The organism is Morganella morganii (assembly GCF_019243775.1).
Taxonomy (GTDB): Bacteria; Pseudomonadota; Gammaproteobacteria; order Enterobacterales; family Enterobacteriaceae; genus Morganella; species Morganella morganii.
Map to the genome: position 1 here is coordinate 293,481 of NZ_CP069157.1, position 22,664 is coordinate 316,144.

The 22,664-nt window shown below is 52.1% G+C and carries 23 protein-coding genes; 9 read left to right on the forward strand and 14 right to left on the reverse strand.

From position 1 onward, the window contains the following. Positions 1–5: 5 nt before the first annotated feature. A complete protein-coding gene (locus tag JL661_RS01430) occupies positions 6–1,715 on the reverse strand; it encodes a sensor histidine kinase (protein ID WP_036413162.1) in 1,710 nt (569 codons plus the stop codon). Positions 1,716–2,011: 296 nt separating this feature from the next. Here JL661_RS01430 and JL661_RS01435 point away from each other — a divergent pair, with 296 nt between their 5' ends. The 3 genes from JL661_RS01435 to JL661_RS01445 are packed head-to-tail and all read left to right on the forward strand — an operon-like array spanning position 2,012 to position 5,262. Next, complete coding sequence (locus JL661_RS01435) at positions 2,012–2,950, forward strand: HlyD family secretion protein (RefSeq protein WP_218481007.1); 939 nt, start codon at positions 2,012–2,014, stop codon at positions 2,948–2,950. A gap of 9 nt (positions 2,951–2,959) precedes the next feature. Next, on the forward strand, positions 2,960–4,102 hold the full coding sequence (locus JL661_RS01440) for an ABC transporter permease (protein WP_004234577.1): 1,143 nt from the start codon (positions 2,960–2,962) through the stop codon (positions 4,100–4,102). After that, entirely contained in the window at positions 4,099–5,262 is a 1,164-nt protein-coding gene (locus tag JL661_RS01445) for an ABC transporter permease (RefSeq protein WP_036418181.1), read from the forward strand. The genes JL661_RS01440 and JL661_RS01445 overlap by 4 nt, the downstream gene beginning before the upstream one ends. Before the next feature lie 113 nt (positions 5,263–5,375). On the opposite strand, the gene JL661_RS01450 is transcribed toward JL661_RS01445, so the two are convergent. Genes JL661_RS01450 through ubiU form a run of 3 tightly spaced genes read right to left on the reverse strand, consistent with a single transcriptional unit; the run spans position 5,376 to position 7,738 of the window. After that, entirely contained in the window at positions 5,376–5,834 is a 459-nt protein-coding gene (locus JL661_RS01450; RefSeq protein ID WP_062772132.1) for a RidA family protein, read from the reverse strand. A 15-nt stretch (positions 5,835–5,849) separates the two neighbouring features. After that, complete coding sequence (locus tag JL661_RS01455; RefSeq protein ID WP_062772129.1) at positions 5,850–6,728, reverse strand: U32 family peptidase; 879 nt, start codon at positions 6,726–6,728, stop codon at positions 5,850–5,852. A gap of 14 nt (positions 6,729–6,742) precedes the next feature. Next, positions 6,743–7,738: a ubiquinone anaerobic biosynthesis protein UbiU gene (gene ubiU / locus JL661_RS01460; RefSeq protein ID WP_004234583.1), complete on the reverse strand. Its 996-nt coding sequence runs from the start codon at positions 7,736–7,738 to the stop codon at positions 6,743–6,745. Between the two features lie 263 nt (positions 7,739–8,001). On the opposite strand from ubiU, the gene ubiT reads away from it, so the two are divergent. Then, the gene (ubiT, locus tag JL661_RS01465; protein WP_004241402.1) at positions 8,002–8,523 is read left to right on the forward strand and encodes a ubiquinone anaerobic biosynthesis accessory factor UbiT; all 522 of its coding nucleotides are present in this window, start codon (positions 8,002–8,004) and stop codon (positions 8,521–8,523) included. Continuing rightward, positions 8,517–9,023 (forward strand): GNAT family N-acetyltransferase, encoded by a 507-nt coding sequence (locus tag JL661_RS01470; protein WP_062772126.1) that lies wholly within the window; start codon positions 8,517–8,519, stop codon positions 9,021–9,023. The genes ubiT and JL661_RS01470 overlap by 7 nt, the downstream gene beginning before the upstream one ends. Here the strand turns inward: JL661_RS01470 and JL661_RS01475 are convergent. Further along, entirely contained in the window at positions 9,002–9,322 is a 321-nt protein-coding gene (locus JL661_RS01475; RefSeq protein ID WP_062772123.1) for a GIY-YIG nuclease family protein, read from the reverse strand. The two genes, JL661_RS01470 and JL661_RS01475, sit on opposite strands and share 22 nt — an antisense overlap. A 274-nt stretch (positions 9,323–9,596) precedes the next feature. Here JL661_RS01475 and JL661_RS01480 point away from each other — a divergent pair, with 274 nt between their 5' ends. Continuing rightward, on the forward strand, positions 9,597–9,848 hold the full coding sequence (locus JL661_RS01480; protein ID WP_004241405.1) for a YdgH/BhsA/McbA-like domain containing protein: 252 nt from the start codon (positions 9,597–9,599) through the stop codon (positions 9,846–9,848). Between the two features lie 103 nt (positions 9,849–9,951). Next, positions 9,952–10,407: a YhbP family protein gene (locus JL661_RS01485; protein WP_036418231.1), complete on the forward strand. Its 456-nt coding sequence runs from the start codon at positions 9,952–9,954 to the stop codon at positions 10,405–10,407. On the opposite strand, the gene nrdG is transcribed toward JL661_RS01485, so the two are convergent. The 3 genes from nrdG to JL661_RS01500 all read right to left on the reverse strand — a co-directional run bounded on the left by nrdG (position 10,388) and on the right by JL661_RS01500 (position 14,463). After that, positions 10,388–10,855, reverse strand: a complete 468-nt coding sequence (gene nrdG, locus JL661_RS01490) for an anaerobic ribonucleoside-triphosphate reductase-activating protein (RefSeq protein WP_004241407.1) — start codon at positions 10,853–10,855, stop codon at positions 10,388–10,390. The two genes, JL661_RS01485 and nrdG, sit on opposite strands and share 20 nt — an antisense overlap. 4 nt (positions 10,856–10,859) lie before the next feature. Continuing rightward, on the reverse strand, positions 10,860–13,046 hold the full coding sequence (gene nrdD / locus JL661_RS01495; RefSeq protein ID WP_051997336.1) for an anaerobic ribonucleoside-triphosphate reductase: 2,187 nt from the start codon (positions 13,044–13,046) through the stop codon (positions 10,860–10,862). 217 nt (positions 13,047–13,263) lie between these two features. Next, positions 13,264–14,463 carry an MFS transporter gene (locus JL661_RS01500; RefSeq protein WP_062772203.1) on the reverse strand — a complete coding sequence of 400 codons (1,200 nt, stop codon included), beginning with the start codon at positions 14,461–14,463 and terminating at the stop codon, positions 13,264–13,266. Positions 14,464–14,641: 178 nt separating this feature from the next. Here JL661_RS01500 and JL661_RS01505 point away from each other — a divergent pair, with 178 nt between their 5' ends. Then, on the forward strand, positions 14,642–15,229 hold the full coding sequence (locus JL661_RS01505; protein ID WP_004241409.1) for a TetR/AcrR family transcriptional regulator: 588 nt from the start codon (positions 14,642–14,644) through the stop codon (positions 15,227–15,229). Positions 15,230–15,282: 53 nt separating this feature from the next. Here JL661_RS01505 and ridA read toward each other — a convergent pair whose 3' ends face one another. The 4 genes from ridA to argF form a co-directional block, all read right to left on the reverse strand. Further along, complete coding sequence (gene ridA, locus JL661_RS01510) at positions 15,283–15,669, reverse strand: 2-iminobutanoate/2-iminopropanoate deaminase (RefSeq protein WP_004234600.1); 387 nt, start codon at positions 15,667–15,669, stop codon at positions 15,283–15,285. Positions 15,670–15,764: 95 nt separating this feature from the next. Next, positions 15,765–16,229: an aspartate carbamoyltransferase regulatory subunit gene (gene pyrI / locus JL661_RS01515; RefSeq protein ID WP_004234606.1), complete on the reverse strand. Its 465-nt coding sequence runs from the start codon at positions 16,227–16,229 to the stop codon at positions 15,765–15,767. 10 nt (positions 16,230–16,239) lie between these two features. Beyond that, positions 16,240–17,175: an aspartate carbamoyltransferase gene (gene pyrB / locus JL661_RS01520; protein ID WP_004234607.1), complete on the reverse strand. Its 936-nt coding sequence runs from the start codon at positions 17,173–17,175 to the stop codon at positions 16,240–16,242. 266 nt (positions 17,176–17,441) lie between these two features. Further along, positions 17,442–18,455, reverse strand: a complete 1,014-nt coding sequence (gene argF / locus JL661_RS01525; protein ID WP_062772200.1) for an ornithine carbamoyltransferase — start codon at positions 18,453–18,455, stop codon at positions 17,442–17,444. 140 nt (positions 18,456–18,595) lie between these two features. Here argF and rraB point away from each other — a divergent pair, with 140 nt between their 5' ends. Further along, the gene (gene rraB / locus JL661_RS01530; RefSeq protein WP_004234609.1) at positions 18,596–19,009 is read left to right on the forward strand and encodes a ribonuclease E inhibitor RraB; all 414 of its coding nucleotides are present in this window, start codon (positions 18,596–18,598) and stop codon (positions 19,007–19,009) included. Positions 19,010–19,070: 61 nt separating this feature from the next. Here the strand turns inward: rraB and JL661_RS01535 are convergent, their stop codons facing one another. Together JL661_RS01535 and JL661_RS01540 are read right to left on the reverse strand one after the other, a co-directional pair. Continuing rightward, positions 19,071–19,580: a GNAT family N-acetyltransferase gene (locus JL661_RS01535; RefSeq protein WP_036421653.1), complete on the reverse strand. Its 510-nt coding sequence runs from the start codon at positions 19,578–19,580 to the stop codon at positions 19,071–19,073. Between the two features lie 190 nt (positions 19,581–19,770). Beyond that, positions 19,771–22,626 (reverse strand): valine--tRNA ligase, encoded by a 2,856-nt coding sequence (locus tag JL661_RS01540; RefSeq protein ID WP_146256429.1) that lies wholly within the window; start codon positions 22,624–22,626, stop codon positions 19,771–19,773. Positions 22,627–22,664 lie beyond the last annotated feature (38 nt).

Consider the following 22,664-nt stretch of genomic DNA (forward strand, 5'->3'; position numbering starts at 1 on the left):
TTTTTTTAGTTATCAGGCGGTGCTGCCGCACCTGCCGGTGAGTCGAAGGGTAAGGTCAGAATAATGGTTGTTTTTACTTCCGGCTCGCAGTGAACACTGAGGCCGTATTGTTTACCATAGCGGACTTTGATGCGTTTATCGACCAGCCCCATGCCGAGCCCGTCACTCATCCCGGTCGGCTGATACAGCCCGGCGTTATCGGCAATCAGGATGACAAGCGTATTGCCCTCCGCCCGTGCGCTTATGGTAATTTTTCCCTGCTCAAATATCTGTGATGTACCATGTTTTATCGCATTTTCCACAATGGGCTGTAACGAAAAGACCGGCAGACTGGCTTGTTTCAGCGCATCCGGAATGGCGATATCCACACTGAGCTGCTCACGGAAGCGGGCTTTCTCAATCTGTAAGTAAGCATTCACATGCTCAATTTCGGCCGCGAGAGTGGCTATCTCCCCCGGCCGTTTTAAGTTTTTGCGGAAAAAGGTGGAGAGATTCTGCACCAGATGCCGCGCCTGTTCCGCATCGCGGCGGATCACGGCCTGTAAGGTATTGAGGGCATTAAACAGGAAATGCGGATTCACCTGGGCATGCAGCAATTTTACCTCTGTTTCCAGTAGTGACTGCTTACTTCGCTCAAACTGCCCGGCCAGAATCTGAGCTGACAACAGGCTGGCAATCCCTTCTCCCAGCGTGCGGTTAATGGAGCTGAACAGGCGGTTCTTCACCTCATACAGCTTGATGGTACCGACCACCTGCTTATTCTCCCCGGTCAGCGGGATAACCAGCGTAGAGCCGAGTTTACAGTGCGGATTGATCGAACAGCAGTACGGTGTTTCGTTGCCGTCGGCATAGACCACTTCATTATGGGCAATGGCCTGCCGGGAGTAACGCGAGGCAATCGGCGTGCCCGGCAGATGGTGATCCGCCCCGACACCGATAAACGCCAGCAGTTTTTCCGTATCCGTGATAGCCACGGCGGCGACATTCAGCTCATCATACAGCACCTGTGCCACCTGGCGGCTGTTGGTCTCGTTAAATCCCTGGCGCAGCACGCCGTCTGTACTGATCGCCAGTTTCAATGCCTGGGCGGAAAAGGCACTGGTGTATTTTTCAAAGATAGCGCGTCTGTCCAGCAGGATACGGATAAACATAGCGGCACCGATGGTATTGGCGATAATCATCGGTGCGGCAATATCTTTCACCAGATTCAGCGCTTCATTAAACGGCCGTGCCAGTAACAGAATAATCGCCATCTGCGCCAGTTCGGCAACAAAGGTCACACCGGCCGCTGTCCAGGGATTAAACAGTTTGTTGATCTGCCCGCGCTTCATATAGTAGCGGTGAACCAGGCCGCCGATAAGCCCCTCGACAATAGTGGACACCATACAACTGAACGCCGTCATCCCGCCGAGAGAATAGCGGTGCAGCCCGCCGGTAAAACCGACCAGCAGCCCGACAGACGGTCCGCCGAGCAACCCGCCGAGTACGGAGCCGATAGCCCGTGTGTTGGCGATGGAATCATTGATATTCAGTCCGAAATAGGTGCCCATGACACAGAAAACGGAGAAAATCAGGTAGCACATCAGCTTGTGCGGCAGGCGGACAGTCACCTGTAAGACCGGCAGCACCAGCGGCGTTTTGCTGAGCACCCAGGCGATAACCAGGTACACACACATCTGCTGAAGCAGCAGGAAAATCAGGTTGTAGTCATACATTTTTCTGTCGGATCACTTGCCGGAGGAGAATTATTTGTAACTATCTGAGATTTTATATTAAAAATAGTTGTGTAACAGGTGTGTGAGGCTAAGATTGAAGGTATTATGCTGTGATCTGGCGCACAAATATCTTAACGGTTTCAGCTGAAATCAGTGATACTGAAACCTTCCCCTTTCTTCATCGTTTTATCCAGAACAATTTCATTCGGGATGATTCCATTTCGAATAGTTTCACAAGTGATAGTTAAGGCCGAAATCAAGAATGAAAAAAAAGAACAATCTATCTGATCCTGCTGATGCTGGTCTTAATTGCGATGGCTGCACTTTTTCGTGCCCACAACCAGTATCTTTTATTACAGGGTGAAGTCGATGCACCGGAGGTTATTGTCTCCTCGAAAGCCAAAGGACGTGTTGTTGAGCGTCTGATTGAGCGCGGTGACGACGTTAAACAGGGACAGGCGCTGATTCGCCTGACCAGCCCGGAGCTGGAAGCACAGGTCGCCTCGTTGGTGGCTGCCCGCGATCAGGCTCAGGCGCAGTTAACCGAGTCCCTGAACGGCACGCGGGAAGAGAGCGTGCGCAACTATGCTGCACAGCTGGCGAAGTCTCAGGCTGAGCTGGCGAATGCACAGCGTGATTTTCAGCGCATGAGCAGCATGGCCGGTAGAGGTTATGTGTCAAAAACCGAGCTTGATCAGTCCCGCCGTGCCCGTGATGTGGCGCAGCAGGGTGTACTGGCCGCCAAAGCTCAGCTCGACCAGGCGAAAAACGGCGACCGCACCGAGCAGCGTCAGCGTTACGAAGCGGCACTTCGCCAGGCAGAACAGAAACTGGCGGAATTAAAAGTCCAGCAGGATGAACTAACAGTTACCGCGCCGGTGACCGGGGAGATCGGGCCGGTTCCGGCTGAAATCGGGGAGCTGTTTAATGCAGGCAGTCCGCTGGTAACGATTATCCGCCTGCCGGAAGCGTATTTTGTCTATAACCTGCGTGAGGATATTCTCGCGGATGTGAAAAAAGGCGACAAAATCACCCTGACGGTACCGGCACTGAAAAATCAGGAAATTGAGGCAGAAGTCCGCTATATCGCCCCGATGGGGGATTACGCCACCAAACGCGCCACCCGTGCCACCGGGGATTTTGATCTGAAAACCTTTGAGGTGCGTCTCTATCCGGCACAACCTGTGGACGGGTTAAGACCCGGCATGAGTGCACTGTGGCGCCGGGATAAGTAAGGTGTCACGATGAGAATACCGGTTATCTGGTACAGCTTTCGCCACGCCTTCACACAGGAAACCCGGATGGCTATCCGCAGCCCGGTGTTCCACTGGCTGAGCTGGTTATTTCCGCTGATCTTATTCACACTGATCAGCGCGAACTTTTCAGAGGGAACACTGCTGAATCTGCCGGTCTCTGCGGTGGATTATGACCACAGTCCGCTCTCGCGGACGCTGGTGCGCAATCTGAACGCTGCTTCACACGCCAGTATCACGCCGCGGGATGATCCTTCGGCAGCACTGGAGCGGATGGGCAGTGCGGAAGATTACGCGATCCTGATGATCCCGAAACGTTTTGAAAGTGATGTGCTGGCCGGAAAGCAGCCGACAGTCCGGATGTATTACAACGGGTTATTTTATGCCTCCGGCAGCTATGCGATTCAGGATTTCAGCGGGCTGATAGCAGAACTGAATGCACAGTACCGCACTGTCCTCGCGTCAGAAACGGGCAAGACGCTGCCGAAACTGGCACAGGTGACGATGTCATACGACAGCCTGTTCAATGCCAGCGGCAGTTATATTTATTATCAGCAGTTTGCCGCCACCATCCATATGCTTCAGTTATTTGTTGTCACGCTGACTATTTACAGTATGTCGCGCGGTACCATGCTGCTGACGCTTAAACCGCTGTTCAGTGGTGTTCTGGGGAAACTGGCACCGTATACCCTGTTTTTTACCGCTCTGCTGATGGTGGAACTGGCTGCCCTGGTGACGTTTTCCGGCGCCAAGGTGGCAGGTAACCCGCTGTATATGCTGTTTATCGGCTTCTTTTATGTCATGGCGGCACAGAGTATCGGCCTGCTGCTTTACACATTCACCAGCAATGCGCTGATGGCTTACAGTATGATTGGTATGCTGGTCAGTATCGCCATGGCGTTTTCCGGCATGGCGGTGCCGGAGCTGTCGATGATCCTGCCGGCCAGGATTATCTCTAACCTTGAGCCGCTGACTCACGCACTCAATGCGATGTTTGATATCTTCCTGCGCGAAGTGTCGCTGCTGCATATTCTGTATGTCTGTGCATTATTGCTGATTTATCCGGTAGCCAATGCCTTTTTTGTCCGTAACCGGTTACCGAAACGGCTGGCATTGCAGGGAGGTGCGGTATGAAACTCTATTTTCAGACGTTCCTGAAAGTCCTGCTGGGAATGCTGGCAAAACCGATGTGGATGCTGCTGGTGGTTTCACTGTGTGTGATGAGCCTGGTGTATGTCCGGCCGGTCTTGTGGGATCTGCCTGTCGCCGTGATTGACCAGGATCACTCCGCAGCCAGCCGCTCACTGATCCGGCAGCTGGATGCAACCGCCAAAGTGGAGCTGCACGGTTATGACAACCTGGAGACGGCACGGCGCGATATGATTATGCGCGAGTTATTCGCCATCATTATTATTCCGACTGATTTTGAGCGAAATATTCTCCAGGGTAAAAATATCACTGTCCCGGTATTCGGGGATGCGACGAACCGTCTGGCCAGCGGGCAGATCCAGCAGGAGCTGAGCAAGGCATATCAGGAGTTGCTGGGGGGCTATAACACCCGTATTTTGCAGGATGCGGGCTATACACCGGAACAGGCGTCACTGATTATTTCACCGATACAGTCAGAAACGGTGGCTATGTATAACCCGGGTGTCAGCTTTGCGGCGATTGTGTTCCCCGGTCTGCTGGTCATGTTATTACAGCACTCCCTGCTGATAGCCTGTGTCCGTGTCAGTATCGCGGTGCGCAGTACGCCGAAAGGTAAACCGCCGCTGGCGGTGTATCTGGGGGCGCTGAGCGCACTGCTGCCTATCTGGCTGTTTCTCTCGACGGTCTTCTTTGCCCTGTGGCCGTGGGTGCTGGGATACCGCCAGGAAGCGCCGATGTATGAACTATGGCTGCTGACATTCCCGTTCCTGCTGGGAGTACTGGGACTGGGCAAACTGGTTACTGAATGTCTGCGCAGTGTGGAGATGATTTACCTGACACTGGCCTTTGTCACCACACCGGTCTTTTATATGTCAGGCACCATCTGGCCGTTACAGGCTATGCCGGACTGGGTGCGGTTTATTGCTTCCGCACTGCCGTCCACCTGGGCGACCAAAGCGATTGCCGGGATCAACCAGATGGATTTACCGTTCAGCAGCGTGCAGAACGATATTATTATGATGCTGGTGCTCGGGATTATTTATACGCTGCTCGGGGTATTTATCGGTATGTTGCGTGACGGGGAATTACGGCGTATTACGCATTCCCTGCGACGGTTATTCCGGCGGAAAAAAAGAGCCCGTTAAATAAAGGAAATCCCGTTCTCACGGTTTTTGTGGGAAAAGAGGATCAAGGTACGCAACGTGAGGCATAACGCCGGTAAAAACGGGCGCGCAGATATCGCGCCCGTTCTGTTTTGTTACTCAATACCCGCGATCAGCGATATTTCCATACAGGCGCCGAATGGCAGTTGTGCCACAGTGAGTGCATTGCGGCTGTGATAGCCTTTCTCACCGAAAACATCATGGAAAACCTGTGAACAGGCATTCGCCACCACATGGGGATCGGTAAAATCCTGTGTACCGTTAATCATGCAGTTCAGGTTGATGATCTTTTTAATCTTATTCAGGTCACCAACCGCGCCCTGCAGTGTCCCGAGCAGGTTAACAGCCAGCTGACGGGCAATTTTCTCACCCTGTGCAATGGTCAGATCCGCCCCGAACTTACCGGTATTTAACTGCTCCCCGGTTTTGGATAAATGGCCGGAGAGGGTAATGGTGTTATCAAAAATCACATACGGCTGAAATTCTGCATCCGGTACAACGACCGGCGGCAGTTCAATATTCAGTGCTTTTAAACGGGCATAAACATCAGTCATGGTTATTTCCTTCCGTTATTCCACCAGTTCCAGGCCCGCCACTTTACGCCAGTAGCCATTGCAGTTTTGTGCCTGTACCAGATCCAGCGGCTGTGCGCCGGTTTCATTCTGACGGAAATGGTCGATGACGGCCAGATCGCCCGGCGCATCCGGGGAGATCCGCACGATATCCACCAGTCCCTGCATGGAGCGCAGATCATTGCCGAGGTTATAGCAGTAACCGCTCTGGGTCTGGATCCCGTTAAGGACAAAGACCTGCTGATTTTCCTGCGAGAGGACTTTGCGTCCCTGCGGATAGTTGATACAGCAGGTTTCGCAGTCATCTTTGGCGCGGTTTTCCGAACGGGCGGTGAAGCAGCGGGCGGAATAGGCCAGCGGCAGATGGCCGTAGCTCATCACTTCCACTTCAAATTTGTCGCGGATCCCCAGCTCTTCACATTGCTTCAGCAGGTTCACCAGCCAGTCACGGGACAGCTCCACCGGCATGCACCAGCGTGTCATCCCCTGTTTTTGCAGAATTTTCAGCGCCGGGGCGTTATAACAGTTCAGGCCGTGTCCGGCGACAAACGGCAGCCCGCGCTCGTGCAGCATATTAATCACGCCGAAATCATGGGCTTCGATCATAAATTCGCCGTTATCCACCAGTTTGGCGATCTCTTTCAGCTCGGACGGGGCCTGTAACAGTGCCAGCGTGGAGATAACCACCTGCTTGCCGCTTCCGGCAACTGTTTTAGCGAGATTTATCCAGTCATCCGGTTTCATTTCCCGGCGTTTGCTGCACACGGTTTCGCCGAGATAGATAATATCCGCACTGCTTTGCATTGCCTGCTGATAAAACTGTTCCAGTGTTGCTTTCGGCCAGTAATAGAGGACTGAACCTAATGAAAATTGCATCGTTTTTCTCTCCGTTACTGCCATTTGCGGTGATAGGCACCGAGTGTGGTCTGGCGTCCTTCTGACATGCCGCCGAGGGTCTGCATCCACGCGGCATCTGGCGCATAGTTGTCCGGATCGGCTTTGCAGCGGTCAATCGCCTGACGCCATACTTTCGCCACATCAGTCACATAGGCCGGGCTGCGCTGGCGGCCTTCAATTTTCACTGAGGCGATATTCGCTGCCATCAGTTCCGGCAGCAGTTCCAGGGTATTAAGGCTGGTCGGCTCTTCCAGGGCATGGTAAGGCTTGCTGTCCACGCAGTAGCGGCCTTTGCAGAGTGTCGGGTAACCGGCGTTCTCATCCGCGCCGTAGCGGTCAATCAGCACATCATTCAGGCGTGATTCCAGCCCCTGCGGGGTCTCCTGCCAGCGGACAAACCGTGCCGGAGAGCAGGCACCGACGGTATTCGGGGATTCCCCGGTCAGGTAGGAGGAGAGGTAGCAGCGGCCTTCCGCCATAATGCACAGGCTGCCGAAAGCAAAGACTTCCAGCGGCACCGGGCTGGTGCGTGCCAGCTGTTTTACCTGATGGATAGAGAGCACACGCGGCAGCACAATACGGTGCACATCAAAGTTGCGCTGATAGAAACGGATAGCTTCGGTATTGGTGGCGGATGCCTGTACAGAGACATGACGCTCAATGTGCGGATAACGCTCCGCAGCATATTCCAGCATGGCGATATCCGCGAGGATCAGGGCGTCCGCCCCCAGTTGGGCGGCCATATCCACCGCCCGCTGCCAGCGGCTGAAACCGTCCGGATGGGCAAAAGTGTTAATCGCGATATGCAGGTGACGCCGGTGGCTGTGAACATAATCCACCGCCTCGGCGAGTTTCTTTTCAGTAAAATTCAGACCGGCGAAGTGACGGGCATTAGTATCATCTTTCAGGCCGATATAAACCGCATCTGCGCCATTATCAATGGCGGCTTTCAGTGCGGGTAAATTACCGGCAGGACACAATAGTTCCATGGTGAGACTCTCAGACTGAATAATAAAAATGATCGGAAATTGTAAATGGCAGGCTAAAAAAGGTATTGACCTGAGGCAGGTTAGTGAACATTTACCGCAAAAAATCACCTGGTTTGCGGATATAAAAGCGGGATGTTCTCTGCGGCAGGAAGAAAATCGGGTATATAATAGAAACAATGACACGAAAAATTGACCGGAATCCTGAGTTATTTCTGCAGATTCTGGCACAATGGCGCAGTAATTCAGATTAAGGAGTCAGTACGGTGTTTGCCAAAATTCGTTCCTCGCTCGTACACAACGGGCCGGCGTTATTGCGGTTCCCGCTGAAATTAACGCCGTTTACCCTGCAAAAACAGGTTCTTCAGCAGGTTCTGGCGCGTCAGTTTGAAGAGGCGCTGACAGAAGGCGATCTCGATTTTCTGGAAAATAAATGGCTGAAGGTGGAAGTCCGTGACTTGGCGCTTCACTGGTATATCAGTAACCGTGACGGCCGTCTGGTGGTCAGTGCGGATGAACAGGAGGATGTCAGCTTCAGCGGTAATGCTAATGATCTGGTGCTGATCGCGGCCCGCAAAGAGGACCCGGATACCCTGTTCTTCCAGCGCCGTCTGCGTATTGAAGGGGATACCGAGCTGGGTCTGTATGTCAAAAACCTGATGGACTCGATTGACCTCGATGGTATGCCGCCGCTGCTGCGCAGTGCATTAATGCAGCTGGCTGAGTTTATTCAGGCCGGGCTGGCGGAAGACGGGGATAAATCGCAGGCAGTGGTGACCTCATGCTGATCCGCACAGAAATTCCGGTTGATGCCGCCGGTATCGATGCACTGCTGCGCAGCGCATTCGGGCGTGACAACGAAGCTGATCTTCTGCATACACTGCGGGAAGACGGTCTGCTGACCCTGGGTGTGGTCGCCACCGATGATGAAGGGCAGGTGGTCGGTTACGCCGGTTTCACGCCCGTGGATGTGGAAGGCGAGGATTGTCAGTGGGTCGGACTGGCACCGCTTGCGGTGGCAGAGGCTTACCGTGGTCAGGGCATTGCGAAGCAGATGGTTTATGAGGGGCTGGACAGCCTCAATGAGTTTGGTTACGGCGCGGTTGTGGTGCTGGGGGATCCAGAAGTTTACGGTAAGTGGGGATTTAAACCGGCAGCAGAGTTTGATCTGCACTGCAAATGGCCGGATACCGCACCGTATTTCCTGATCTATCCGCTGGAAAATGATGCCGCAGACCGTTATCACGGGCTGGTTAATTTCTCACATCATTTTGACAGCTGTGAATAATCACCACCGTTAAGATATGTCGTCAAATCGGAAGGCTGGTCACTGACCAGCCTTTCTTTTTTCTGTTTTGTCAGTTGCTTGACCCGGTATTCTTCTTTTGACGCGATTGAACGATCCGCCAGAGCGGCCTGATATACCACATGCAGCCCTGTTTTCCCCCGCAGATATTTCGCCCCCTTTCCGGACTGATGTGTTGCAACTCTTTGTGCGACATCACGGGTGATCCCTGTGTAAAGATATCCGGATTCTGTCCTGATTATGTAAAGGAACCACGTATTTTTGTCTGATGCTATCGTCATTTTTGCTTAATCGTGCCTTTTTATGTTTGTATGAAAGGCGAATATTTTGTTGATTTTAGTCGGGTAATAGTCACGCAAGTAACTAATTAATCAGTAGTATTTCACATGATAGTTCTTCCCGGTGATTAATTAAAATTTTTATCATCAAAATAATTGAATAAGTATGGCAAAAATAGCTAATTTTCTTTCCGCCGGAAAGCGCATAGTATGACTCACATCACAAAGAGAGACAAAAATGTCTCATGATACTAACGATATTCTGAGGAATAAAATTATGAAAATTTCTGCAATCATCCCTGCTGTTTTAGCGTTAAGTGCTGTTTCATTTGGTTCTTTTGCTGCAACTGAAGTTCAGCACAGCACTCAGGCTCCGGTCGGTGTTGTCTCTGTCAGCGATGTTGATACCCTGGCTGATGTGACCGCTGCCTTATCCAAAAAAGCTGATGAAGCTGGTGCAACTTCTTTCCGTATCACCTCTGCAGGTGGTGAAAACCTGATGGGCGGTACAGCAGAACTCTATAAATAATCCCTGAGATTTGTCATACAATACAGCCCGTCTGACGGGACTGTCTGAACCAGCACCGGATGATATACTCTGTCAGCCGGTGTGGTTTTATTGGGGGTACTGTATGGAATTACCGCACGATTCAATCCTGTCTTATCTGAAGAAAAATCATGTCTTTACGCTGTGTGCCACCGCCGGAGATGACCTGTGGTGCGCTTCCTGCTTTTATGTCGCGGACACCGGCGCAATGATGCTTTATTTCCTCACTGAACCGCATACCCGGCACGGTACGCTGATGCAGCAGAATCCGCTGGTGGCGGGAACCATTTCCGCACAGACGGTGACCGTGGCAAAAATCCGCGGGATCCAGTTCAGAGGAGAGATTACGACATTGTCAGCGGAAGAGGAAAAGCAGGCGAGAGCCGTTTACTGCCGACGCTTTCCGGTAGCTATTGCTGCCAAAACCCCGTTGCGGGGGTTGCGGCTGGATGAGATAAAGATGGTGAATAATACGCTGGGGTTCGGAAAGAAACTGCACTGGTCGCGGTTCAGCGCGGGTGTCAGCGCAGATAGTGAATGACCTGGTTACTGCTGCCGCGCCAGATCAGCATCGGGTCATGCAGATCCTGTACAAATTTCCCGTCGACTAACACATTGATATGCTCAATGACTTCCCGCTGGGCATCATTCAGTTCATCCAGTTTATAACCTGTCCACATCCAGATATCTTTTTCCGGCGGGCACTCGCGGCGGATGCGCTGCACCAGTGCCAGAATCTCCGGCACATTGTGCGGATGCAGCGGATCACCACCGGACAGTGTGATCCCCTGACGTTTTACGCGGGTATCACAGAGGTCGGCGATAATCATATCTTCCAGTTCCCGGGTGTACGGCACACCGGAATCAGTGCGCCAGGTGCTCTGGTTATAGCAGCCGCGGCACTGATGCACACAACCGGAGACAAACAGGGTGCAGCGTGTACCCGGCCCGTTGACCACGTCAACGGGATAGTACTGATGATAATTCACTGCATTACCCCAGTTGGCCGTTATTCAGGTGTTTAACGCGGCGCTTCACTTCTTCCTGCTTACCGGCGTTAAACGGACGGGCATCCGGGCTGCCGAGGTAACCGCATACACGGCGGATAACAGAGACGCGGGAAGCATCGTGGTTGCCGCATTTCGGGCAGACAAAGCCTTTGCTGGTACAGTTAAATTCACCGGCAAACCCGCATTCATAACACTCATCAATCGGCGTGTTGGTTCCGTAGTACGGAACTCGGTCGTAGCTGTAATCCCAGACATCTTCCAGTGCTTTCAGGTTGTGCTGGAGGTTCGGGTATTCGCCGTAGCAGATAAAACCGCCGTTCGCCAGTGGCGGATACGGTGCTTCGAAATCCAGTTTATCGTACGGATTGACCTTCTTCTCCACATCCAGGTGGAAGCTGTTGGTGTAGTAACCTTTGTCAGTCACACCCGGGATAATCCCGAATTCGGCGGTATCCAGGCGGCAGAAACGGTCACACAGGTTTTCACTCGGGGTGCTGTAGAGGCTGAAACCGTAGCCGGTTTCATTTTTCCACTCGTCTGTTGCACGACGCAGACGTTCCACGATGGCGACACCGAGGGCGCGGCGCTGTTCGTCGTCATACATGTGCGTTTCAGTGCCGGTCAGGGCATTGATAGTTTCATGGATGCCGATGTAACCCAGTGAAATCGAGGCGCGGCCGTTTTTAAAGATTTCGGTGACGGAGTCATCCGCTTTCAGACGCACGCCGCAGGCACCTTCCATATACAGGATCGGCGCGACACGGGCTTTGACATTTTCCAGCCGTGCGATACGGGTCATCAGGGCTTTTTTGGCAAGCACCAGACGCTCATCCAGCAGTGACCAGAAATCCGCTTCACTGCCCTGTGATTCAATGGCAATGCGTGGCAGGTTCAGACTGATAACCCCGAGGTTGTTACGCCCGTCGTGGATCATTTCACCGTTCTCTTCATAGACACCGAGGAAGCTGCGGCAGCCCATCGGGGTTTTAAAGGAGCCGGTCACTTTCACTACCTGGTCGTAGTTCAGGATATCCGGATACATCCGCTTGCTGGCGCATTCTAACGCTAACTGTTTGATGTCATAGTTCGGATCGCCGTACTGGTGGTTCAGGCCTTTTTTAATGGCGAAAACCAGTTTCGGGAATACCGCTGTTTTGTGATTTTTACCCAGACCAGCAATGCGGTTACGTAAAATTGCCTGCTGGATCATGCGGGATTCTTTTGAGGTGCCCAGCCCGAAGCCGAAGGTGACAAACGGCGTCTGCCCGTTGGCGGTGTGCAGTGTGTTGACTTCATATTCCAGTGACTGGAAGGCGTCGTAACACTCTTTTTCTGTACGGGCATTGGCGTAGCCTTCCGCATCCGGAATCTGCCATTCTTTTGCAGTTTTCAGATGTTTGTTATAGCTGGCAGTGACAAACGGTGCGAGAATTTCGTCGATACGGTTAATGGTGGTGCCGCCGTAAATATGGCTGGCCACCTGGGCAATAATCTGTGCTGTTACCGCCGTCGCGGTAGAGATGGACTTAGGCTGTTCTATCTCAGCGTTACCCATTTTAAAGCCATGAGTCAGCATGCCTTTTAAATCGATCAGCATACAGTTAAACATCGGGAAGAACGGCGCGTAGTCCAGATCGTGATAGTGAATTTCGCCGCGTTCGTGCGAAATTACAACATCACGCGGTAAAATATGCTGTTTTGCGTAGTGTTTGGCAACGATACCCGCCAGCAGGTCACGCTGTGTCGGGATCACCTTGCTGTCTTTATTGGCATTCTCGTTGAGAATGGACATATCACTCTGTTCAACCAGTCCGCGGATCTCGTTATTCAGGCGGCCGCGCAGTTCACGCGCCACGTCACGATCATGACGGTATTCGATGTAGGTTCTGGCTAACTCTTTGTAATCACCGGACATTAACTGGTTTTCAACGGCGTCCTGTATCTCACCGATATCGACCTTTTTCCGGTCACCCAGCAGGGAGGCTACCCGGGAGGCAACCTGAGAGCAGTAGTCATCATCATTAACGCGTGCGGCTTTGGCGGCTCTTTTAATGGCATCCCGGATGCGTGATTCATCAAAATTTACCTGACATCCATCACGCTTAATCACGATAGTGTGCACTTTGCTTCTCTCCGGCAGTTTGGTTATCCACAGGGCAAAACCTGTCATAATGCGGCTTCATGGCGTTGTGGATAACACTGTGAATAAATACTATATCTAGTGTGCTTTGTATTATATAGCACTAGATATAGATTTCCTCCGGAATAAGGCGATTGAAATTGATTTAAGTCAAAGAATTCTGGCGACATCAGGCAAACCGCACACTCCGGTTAAGTGTAAAAATGTGCGGTTTGATTGCTGAAAATTATATTAAAAGTTATTTCTGTCACTTATCAGCGCTGTTTTTATCGTCTTTGAAGACGAAAACATAACCGATGCAGGCGGTGAGCAGTACGCAGATCCCCGCAGCGATAGCCAGCAGGAACCCGGCATCAATGCCGTAAGTATCAATGATCATACCGACTCCGGCAGAGCCGAGTGCCACACCGACCGCCAGCCCGGTGATGAGCCAGGTAAAGCCTTCTGTCAGCATATTAGGCGGTGCTTCACGCTCGACAAAGCCGATAGCGAGGATCATGGTCGGTGAGAAGAAGAAACCGGCGACAAACATGGTCAGCCCCAGCCCGGTCAGGTTGGTGACCAGCAGCAGCGGCAGGGTGGTCAGCAGTGTGGCGGCGGCGGTAAAGACGAACTGTTTTGTGTAGCTGAACGGCAGTCGGATAGCACCGAAGATAAACCCGGCGATACAGGAACCGGCAGCATAGACAGACAGAACGTAGCTGGCACCTTCCGGATACCCCTGTGCATTGGCGAAAGCGACAGCCAGTACATCCACGGTCCCGACAATCACCCCGAGTGCAAGCAGTACCACCATCAGCAGCTGAATCGCAGGCAGGCGCAGCACGGTACCTTTTGCCAGCCCGTCGCGTTTGTGCACCGGCGGTTCAGTCCGTTTCTGACAGACCACCAGCGCGGTACCGATTACCAGAAAAATAATTGCCGCCAGCGGACCGGCCTGCGGGAACAGCGCGATACAGAGTGTGACTGACAGCGGCGGCCCGATAATAAAGCTGATTTCATCCAGCACCGACTCAAAGGAATAAGCAGTCTGTAAACGCGGGTCACCTTTATAGATATGTGTCCAGCGGGCGCGGATCATGGCAGGCATGCTCGGGATCGCCCCGACAAAAACAGCAGACAGCCAGATTGCCCAGTCAGGAGCATCATAAACCGTACATAACAGCAGGGCGGCAGTCGCGGGAACACTGATCACCAGCGTTTTCGGCAGGATCCGGCTCTGTCCGTAGCGATCCACCAGCCGGGCGATCAGCGGGGCGCAGAATGCCGCTGAAAAGGTATAAACAGCCGCAGTTACCCCGGCCATAAAGAAAGAATCACGCAATTGGGCAATCATGGTAATGATCCCAATCCCCATCATGGAGACGGTCATCCGCGCGATAAATCCCGCCCCTGAAAAGGCTTTGGTGCCGGGATGCTGAAAGATGACGCGATAAGAGCTGAACATAACAACCTCACAGATATCCGTTATATTACAGGCGGATATAATTTTTAACTGCCGGAGATAGCCGGCTGTAATGCAATTAACATACATTGCGTATGTGAATCTATTGACATACGCGATGTATGTCAATAAAAAAGTGCTATAATCCCCGGCTGAAAGAGCTGACCGCAGGAGTAATGAAATGAGCCACAAGCCACGTGCAGAGATGATAGAAGAAACGCGGACCAAGCTTATCCGTGCTGCACGCCAGCAGTTTGGTAAGGCCGGGTACGCCGCGACGGTGATGGATGATCTGACGGCTCAGGCGGGCCTCACCCGGGGGGCGCTGTATCATCACTTTGGTGATAAAAAAGGGCTGTTTCTGGCGGTGCTGCAGGATCTGGATCGTGAACTCGATGTGCGCCTGGATACCGCAGAAAAAGATGAAGCTGATGAGTGGTCCGCTTTTAAATTCCGCTGTCAGGGCTATCTGGCAATGAGTCTGGAGCCGGAAGTTCAGCGGATTATGTTCCGTGATGCGGCCTCGGTACTGGATTTTTCCATTCTCAAATCCCACGAACTGGCCTGTGTGCAGGGGATCACCCGGCGTCTGACACACCTGATGGAAACCGGATGGATAAAACAGGTGGCACCGGATGTGCTGGCACTGTTTATTAATGGCGGGCTGTATGAATGTGCGATGTGGATTGTGCACAGTGATGATCCGCAGGCCACTTATGAAAAGGTCAGAGTCTCTTTTGATCAGCTTCTGGAAAATTTACGGGTATAAAAAAACCCCGCACCTGGCAGGGTTTTCATTATCGTTCTCAGAAAGCGCAGTGATTATTTACGGACTGCGATTGCTTCGATTTCTAATTTAACGTCTTTTGGCAGACGCGCAACTTCAACGCAAGAACGTGCAGGGTATACTGCTTTGTGCTCATCAAAGAAAGCAGCGTATTCTGCGTTCACAGTAGCAAAGTCGTTCAGATCTTTAACGAAAACAGTTGTTTTCACGATATCCGTAACTTTCAGACCAGCCTGTTCGATGATAGCTTTGATGTTGTTCAGTGACTGGCGTGCCTGAGCTTTAACATCGTCAGCAACTGCACCTGTTTTCGGATCAACAGGGATCTGACCTGAAGTCATTACCATGTTACCCAGGTCTACTGCCTGTACATACGGGCCGATTGCTGCTGGTGCGTTTTCTGTTGCGATTACTTTAGTCATTACGGACTCCTGTAGGATGATTATTGCTGTTAAGCTTTTAAAAACGCCATCATTATAATCGTCTGATTTTCCCGGACAACTGACCTGGATCTATCTTATTGGTTATTAATGATTGCGTGGTGATCAAATTCTTTCTCACAGTACTTACAGATTAACACAATTTCCTGTGCAATGGACTTAACAGTAAAGCTGCTTTCCACCGGCTCATTGTGACTGATGCAGTTGCCGTTCGGGCAGACAATCACCCCTTCAATGCGTTCCGGCAGGTTAATCGGCAGTTTTTTAACCACCTGATAATCTTCGATAATATTAATTGTGGCTTTAGGGGCATAAAAACCGAGCTGGTTGGCCTGCTCCGGTGTCAGGAAGGTATCTTCCAGTTTAATCAAATCCTTACGACCCATATTGTTGGACGGCAGATTCAGCCCGATAGTGATACGGCTGTCCGTCTCGGTCAGGCGGAAAAAGGAGAGCAGTTTAAATCCCACATTTGCCGGGATATGGTCGATAACGGTGCCGCATTTGATGGCTTCAACCAGTAATTTATGATCCTGAGTCATGATGTGCTCCTTAAGCCGGGAAAGTTTCGTTTAACACCAGAGATAACAGTGCCTGACGGGCAAAGATCCCGTTACCGGCCTGCTGGAAGTAGTACGCGTAAGGCGTTTTATCCACATCCGGGGTTATCTCATCGATGCGCGGCAGCGGGTGCAGCACTTTCAGGTTCGTCTTCACATTGGCCAGATCAGCCGCACGCAGCACAAACTGGGCTTTGACATTGGCGTATTCCGACGGGTCAAGGCGCTCTTTCTGCACGCGGGTCATATACAGCACATCCAACTGCGGAAGTACCTCATCAATAGAATGATGTTCGCTGTACGCCACACCGTTTTCATCCAGCATATGCAGGATGTGATTCGGCATTGCCAGTGCCTGCGGAGCAATAAAATGCAGGTGGTTGCCGCTGAATTTTGACAGTGCCTGTGACAGCGAATGCACAGTGCGTCCGTATTTCAGGTCACCGACCATGGCGATATGCAGGTTTTCCAGGCGGCCCTGGGTTTCCTGAATGGTAAACAGGTCAAGCAGGGTCTGTGTCGGATGCTGGTTCGCACCGTCACCGGCGTTGATCACCGGTACCTTACCGGAAAACTCAGACACCAGCCGCGCGGCCCCTTCCTGCGGGTGGCGCATCACGATGGCATCCGCGTACTGACTGATCACGCTCATGGTGTCCGCCAGGGTTTCGCCTTTTTTGCCCAGCGAGGTGTTACTGCTGTCTGAAAAGCCGACAACAGACGCGCCCAGGCGCTGAATGGCGGTTTCAAAAGAGAGCCGCGTGCGGGTTGAGGCCTCGAAGAAACAACTGGCGATCACCTTTTGCTTCAGTAATTCAGGCTGAGGGCGTTGTTTCAGCGCCGCGGCAGTGTTTAATACCAGTTCCAGCTCATCACGACTGAGATCGTTAATCGAGATGATATCGCGCAGGTATAACGGATTTGCCATTGGGGTCTCCTCATGTTTCGGCCAGGCAAAAAAAAACCCCTCAAATGAGGGGTTCTGAAATAAATACGGGGGAATGGCAGACATTGCCGCGCTGCGGCTGTCCGTGATATGTCACATTGTCCGGCACCGGCTTTACGGTGCTGATAATCACAATGACCATTGTTTCCTCCCGACAAAATTGCGGGGCATTATACGTAACCTGCAACCGGACGCAAGCGTTTGGTATCACTTTTTTGAGTGAAATTTATGCAACGCTGCCGGTGAGTCTAAAATTGTATGTTTTTTGAAAGAGATGCAACCATCACTGCTTTGATGGAATGCAGCCGGTTTTCTGCCTGGTCAAACACCACACTGTGTTTTGATTCAAATACCTCATTGGTGACCTCAATACCGCTGGTAAAACCGTACTCTTCCGCGAGGGATTGCCCCATGGTGGTTTCCGTATCGTGGAATGCCGGCAGGCAGTGCATAAAGATAACATCCGGATTGCCCGTTTTATCCACCACATCCTGATTCACCTGATACGGTGTCAGCAGTTTGATCCGCTCAGCCCAGACTTCTTTTGCTTCGCCCATGGAGACCCACACATCGGTGTACAGCACATCCGCATCTTTCACGCCTTCTGCCACATCGGCGGTCAGGGTGATTTTACCGCCGGTAAGTTCAGCGGCTTTGCGGCACTGTGCGATAAGGGTTTCTGACGGCTGACACCCGGCCGGCGCTACCAGGCGGACATCCATCCCGGTTACGGCAGCCATTTCAGCGATGGTATTGCCCATGTTATTACGGGCATCGCCTAAATATGCAAATTTCACTTCGGACAGCGGTTTTTTCACATGTTCCTGAATGGTCAGTAAATCCGCAATCAGTTGTGTCGGATGAAACTCATCAGTCAGCCCGTTCCAGACCGGAACACCGGCGTATTTCGCCAGCGCTTCGGCGGATTTCTGGGAATAGCCGCGAAACTGAATGCCGTCATACATCCGGCCCAGTACCCTGGCGGTATCTTTGATCGACTCTTTATGGCCTATCTGGCTGCCGGATGAGCCCAGGTATGTCACCTGTGCGCCCTGATCGTAAGCACCCACTTCAAAGGCACAGCGGGTCCGGGTGGAGTCTTTTTCAAAAATCAGCGCAATATTTTTGCCTTTTATCAGCGGCTTTTCCGAGCCGGTTTTTTTGGCATGTTTCAGATAAGCAGAAAGATTGAGCAGTTCTTCGATGTCGGCAGGTTTATAGTCAAGCAACCGCAAAAATGACTGTTGATAAAATGGGTTCATATCCGTATCTCCGATGAATTTATATTCAACATAAATCAATAAAAATTCAATTGCAACACCGGCGGGAAATTCTTTTTTATTATGGGTGGCTCAATTGGCGCGGCTGTGGGAGAATGCGCGGGTATCACTTATCAGAGGACATGGCCATGTCAGAATTAGATGCGTTTTTAGAAGAACAGCGCGAAGAAACCCGTGCGATTATTGCAGAACTGCTGGAAGACGGCAGCGATCCTGATGCGCAATACACCATTGAACACCATTTTTCGAGTGAGAATTACGACAAACTGGAAAAAGCGGCAGTTGAAGCTTTCAAACTGGGTTATGAAGTGACAGATGCCGAGGAGCTGGAAGTGGAAGGCGGCCAGGTGGTGTTATGTTGCGATATCATCAGTGAATGCGGGCTGACGGCGGAACATATCGATGCTCAGGTAGAGCAGCTGGCGCGTCTGGCAGAAAAAATGGATGTGGATTACGACGGCTGGGGCACCTATTTCGAAGACCCGGATGCCGAGGATGAAGATGATGACGATGCTGATGAGGCGCCGTTACACTAATCATCTGCCATGACTGAAAAACCTGCCGCGGCAGGTTTTTTTGTGTCTGTATGTCAGGGGATCAGGCAGTAAAGACTTTCAGCATCCGGACTTCACAGTCGCTGTGGCCGGTGTCACCCAGCGGGGCATCAAGGAAGATAAACCCGAGTTTTTCATACAGCTTAATGGCGGCCTGCAGGTCAGCGGTGGTTTCCAGGTAGCACTGGCTGTAACCTTCCGCTTCGGCAAATTCCAGTGCCTGGAGGGCGATTTGTTTCGCCAGACCTTTGCCGCGCAGGCGGGAGGAGATATACATTTTCTGTAATTCAGCGGTTTTCCCGTCACCACCGGCAAGGCCGGAAACGCCGCCACCGCCGAGGATTTCCCCATCCATCTCAATGACCCAGTATGCGGCACGCGGCTGGCTGTAAACCTCATATAATGAATCAAGAATCGGGTCAGCGACCGCAAAGCCTTTGTCTGCGGTCAGGCCGTGTTCGGCAGAGACCTCACGGATAACCTGTGCGATGCCGGGGTTATCTTCCGGACGGATCAGACGGAGGGTGTAGTTTTCTGTTGTGCTGCTTGTCATGGATATCATTATCTCATTATTTTTATTGTGAAAAGTAAAGCCGGGGGAATAAACCTGAGGGGCGATTACTGTGGATATCGTATGAAACGATAAATAAGATAATAAATAATTATCACGCAAAGTAAATACGCAGAATGGGGGATAAAAAAAACCAGCCCGGAGGCTGGTTTTGCTACTCATTCCGTCAGGATCACAGTGCTGCGATCGTGGCTTTCTGAGCAATCAGTTTTTCTTTCGCTTCACGGTTTGCCGCAAGACGCTCGCGCTCTTTGGCTACAACAGCTTCCGGCGCACGGCTGACAAAGCCGTCATTCGCCAGTTTGCCTTCGATAGCCGCGATCTCTTTCTCCGTTTTTTCCAGCTCTTTATCCAGACGCGCCAGTTCGTCGTCTTTATTGATAAGATCAGCCATCGGGATCAGGATTTCTGCGCCTTCCACCAGCTTGGTCACGCAAACCGGTGCAGTTTCGCCTTCAGCCATCACACGGACGGATTCCAGACGCGCCATCGCTTTCAGGAAGTTGCTGTTTTCCGCGACACGGCGCTGTGCATCAGCACTTGCCCCGCGCAGCATCACTTCCAGCGGCTTGCTTGGTGCGATATTCATTTCAGCACGAATATTACGTACCGCAACGATTGTCTCTTTGATCCACTCCAGGTCACGCAGTGCCTGCTCGTCGTTCAGAGAGGCATCATATTCCGGGAACGGCTGCAGCATGATGGTATCGCCTTCCGCGCCGGTGACGACTTTCACGCGCTGCCAGATAGTTTCCGTGATAAACGGAATAATCGGGTGTGCGAGACGCAGCAGGGATTCCAGTACGGTGATCAGGGTATGACGCGCTGCACGTTTCTGTGCATCGGTACCTTTATGAACGGCCGGTTTGGACAGCTCAAGATACCAGTCACAGAACTGGTTCCAGGTGAATTCATACAGAATATTAGACGCAATATCAAAGCGGTAGGTATCCAGCGCTTCGCGGTATGCTTTCACGGTATTGTTGTATTCCGCGAGTATCCAGCGGTCGGCTAGGGAGAATTCCATCTCACCGCCGTTCTGACCGCAGTCTTTCTCTTCGGTATTCATCAGCACGAAACGGCTGGCATTCCACAGCTTGTTACAGAAGTTGCGGTAACCGGACAGACGTTTCATATCCCAGTTGATGTCACGGCCGGTAGAGGCCAGCGCCGCCAGGGTAAAGCGCAGGGCATCGGTACCGTGGGCTTCAATCCCTTCCGGGAACTGTTTTTCAGTCCGTTTGGCGATTTTTTCCGCCATCTGCGGCTGCATCATGTTACCGGTGCGTTTTTCCAGCAGTTCAGGCAGAGAGATACCGTCGATCATATCCAGCGGGTCAATGACGTTCCCTTTGGATTTCGACATCTTCTGACCTTCCTCATCACGGATCAGACCCGTCATGTAGATGGTTTTGAACGGGATCTGCGATTTACCGTTTTCATCTTTGATGAAATGCATGGTCATCATGATCATGCGGGCGATCCAGAAGAAAATGATGTCGAAGCCGCTGACCAGCACGCTGGTCGGGTGGAATGCTTTCAGTTCCGGGGTGTTTTCCGGCCAGCCCAGGGTGGAGAATGTCCACAGACCGGAGGAGAACCAGGTATCCAGCACGTCTTCGTCCTGGCGCAGTTCAACCATCGCCGGGATATTGTTTTCACGGCGGACTTCGTCTTCGTCGCGGCCGACATACACGTTACCCTGATTGTCATACCAGGCCGGGATACGGTGACCCCACCACAGCTGACGGGAGATACACCAGTCCTGAATATCACGCATCCAGGAGAAGTACATGTTTTCGTACTGCTTCGGTACGAACTGAATATCGCCGTCTTCCACCGCTTTGATGGCTTCTTTTGCCAGCGGGGCAGTGCGCACATACCACTGGTCGGTCAGCATCGGTTCGATAACCACGCCGCCGCGATCGCCGTAAGGTACGGTCAGGTCGTGCGGTTTGATCTCTTCCAGCAGGCCGAGCTCTTCGAACTCTTTGACGATCGCTTTACGGGCAGCGAAACGCTCCATGCCACGGTATGCGGCCGGGATTTCACTGCTGCAGGCGTCAGTCACTTCGCCGTTGGTATCAAACACTTCGGCTTCGGTACGGATGTTGCCGTCGAAGTCCATGATGTTAATCATGGTCAGCTGGTGGCGTTTACCGACTTCATAGTCATTGAAGTCATGTGCCGGGGTGATTTTCACACAACCGGTGCCTTTTTCCATATCAGCGTGTTCATCACCGAGGATCGGAATGCGGCGGTTGACGATCGGCAGAATGATTTCTTTGCCGATCAGATCTTTGTAACGCGGATCTTCCGGGTTAACGGCCACGCCGGTATCACCGAGCATGGTTTCCGGACGCGTGGTGGCGACCACCAGGTAATCTTTACCGTCTGCGGTTTTCGCACCGTCTGCCAGCGGATAACGGATATGCCACATGAAGCCTTTGACTTCGCGGTTTTCCACTTCCAGGTCAGAAATTGCGGTGTGCAGTTTCGGATCCCAGTTCACCAGACGTTTACCACGGTAAATCAGGTTATCTTTATACAGGCGGACAAACGCCTCTTTTACCGCAGCTGACAGGCCGTCGTCCATGGTGAAGCGCTCGCGCTCCCAGTCCACGGAGTTACCCAGACGGCGCATCTGGTTGGAGATATTACCGCCGGATTCCGCTTTCCATTCCCAGATTTTATCGATAAAGCCTTCACGGCCGTAATCGTGGCGGGTTTTGCCTTCTTCGGCGGCGATTTTGCGCTCAACAACCATCTGTGTCGCGATACCGGCGTGGTCAGTCCCTGACTGCCACAGGGTGTTTTTGCCCTGCATGCGCTGGTAGCGGATCATGGTATCCATAATGGTCTGCTGGAAAGCATGGCCCATATGCAGGTTACCGGTGACGTTCGGCGGCGGGATCACGATACAGAAGCTTTCTTTGTCTGTTCTGCCGTTCGGTTTGAAATAGCCGCTTTTTTCCCAGTGGGTATAAAGAGGACCTTCGATTTCCGTTGGATTATAGGTTTTATCCAGGGACGGCTCGCAGGCCTGTTGGGTGTCGGTTGTCTTTT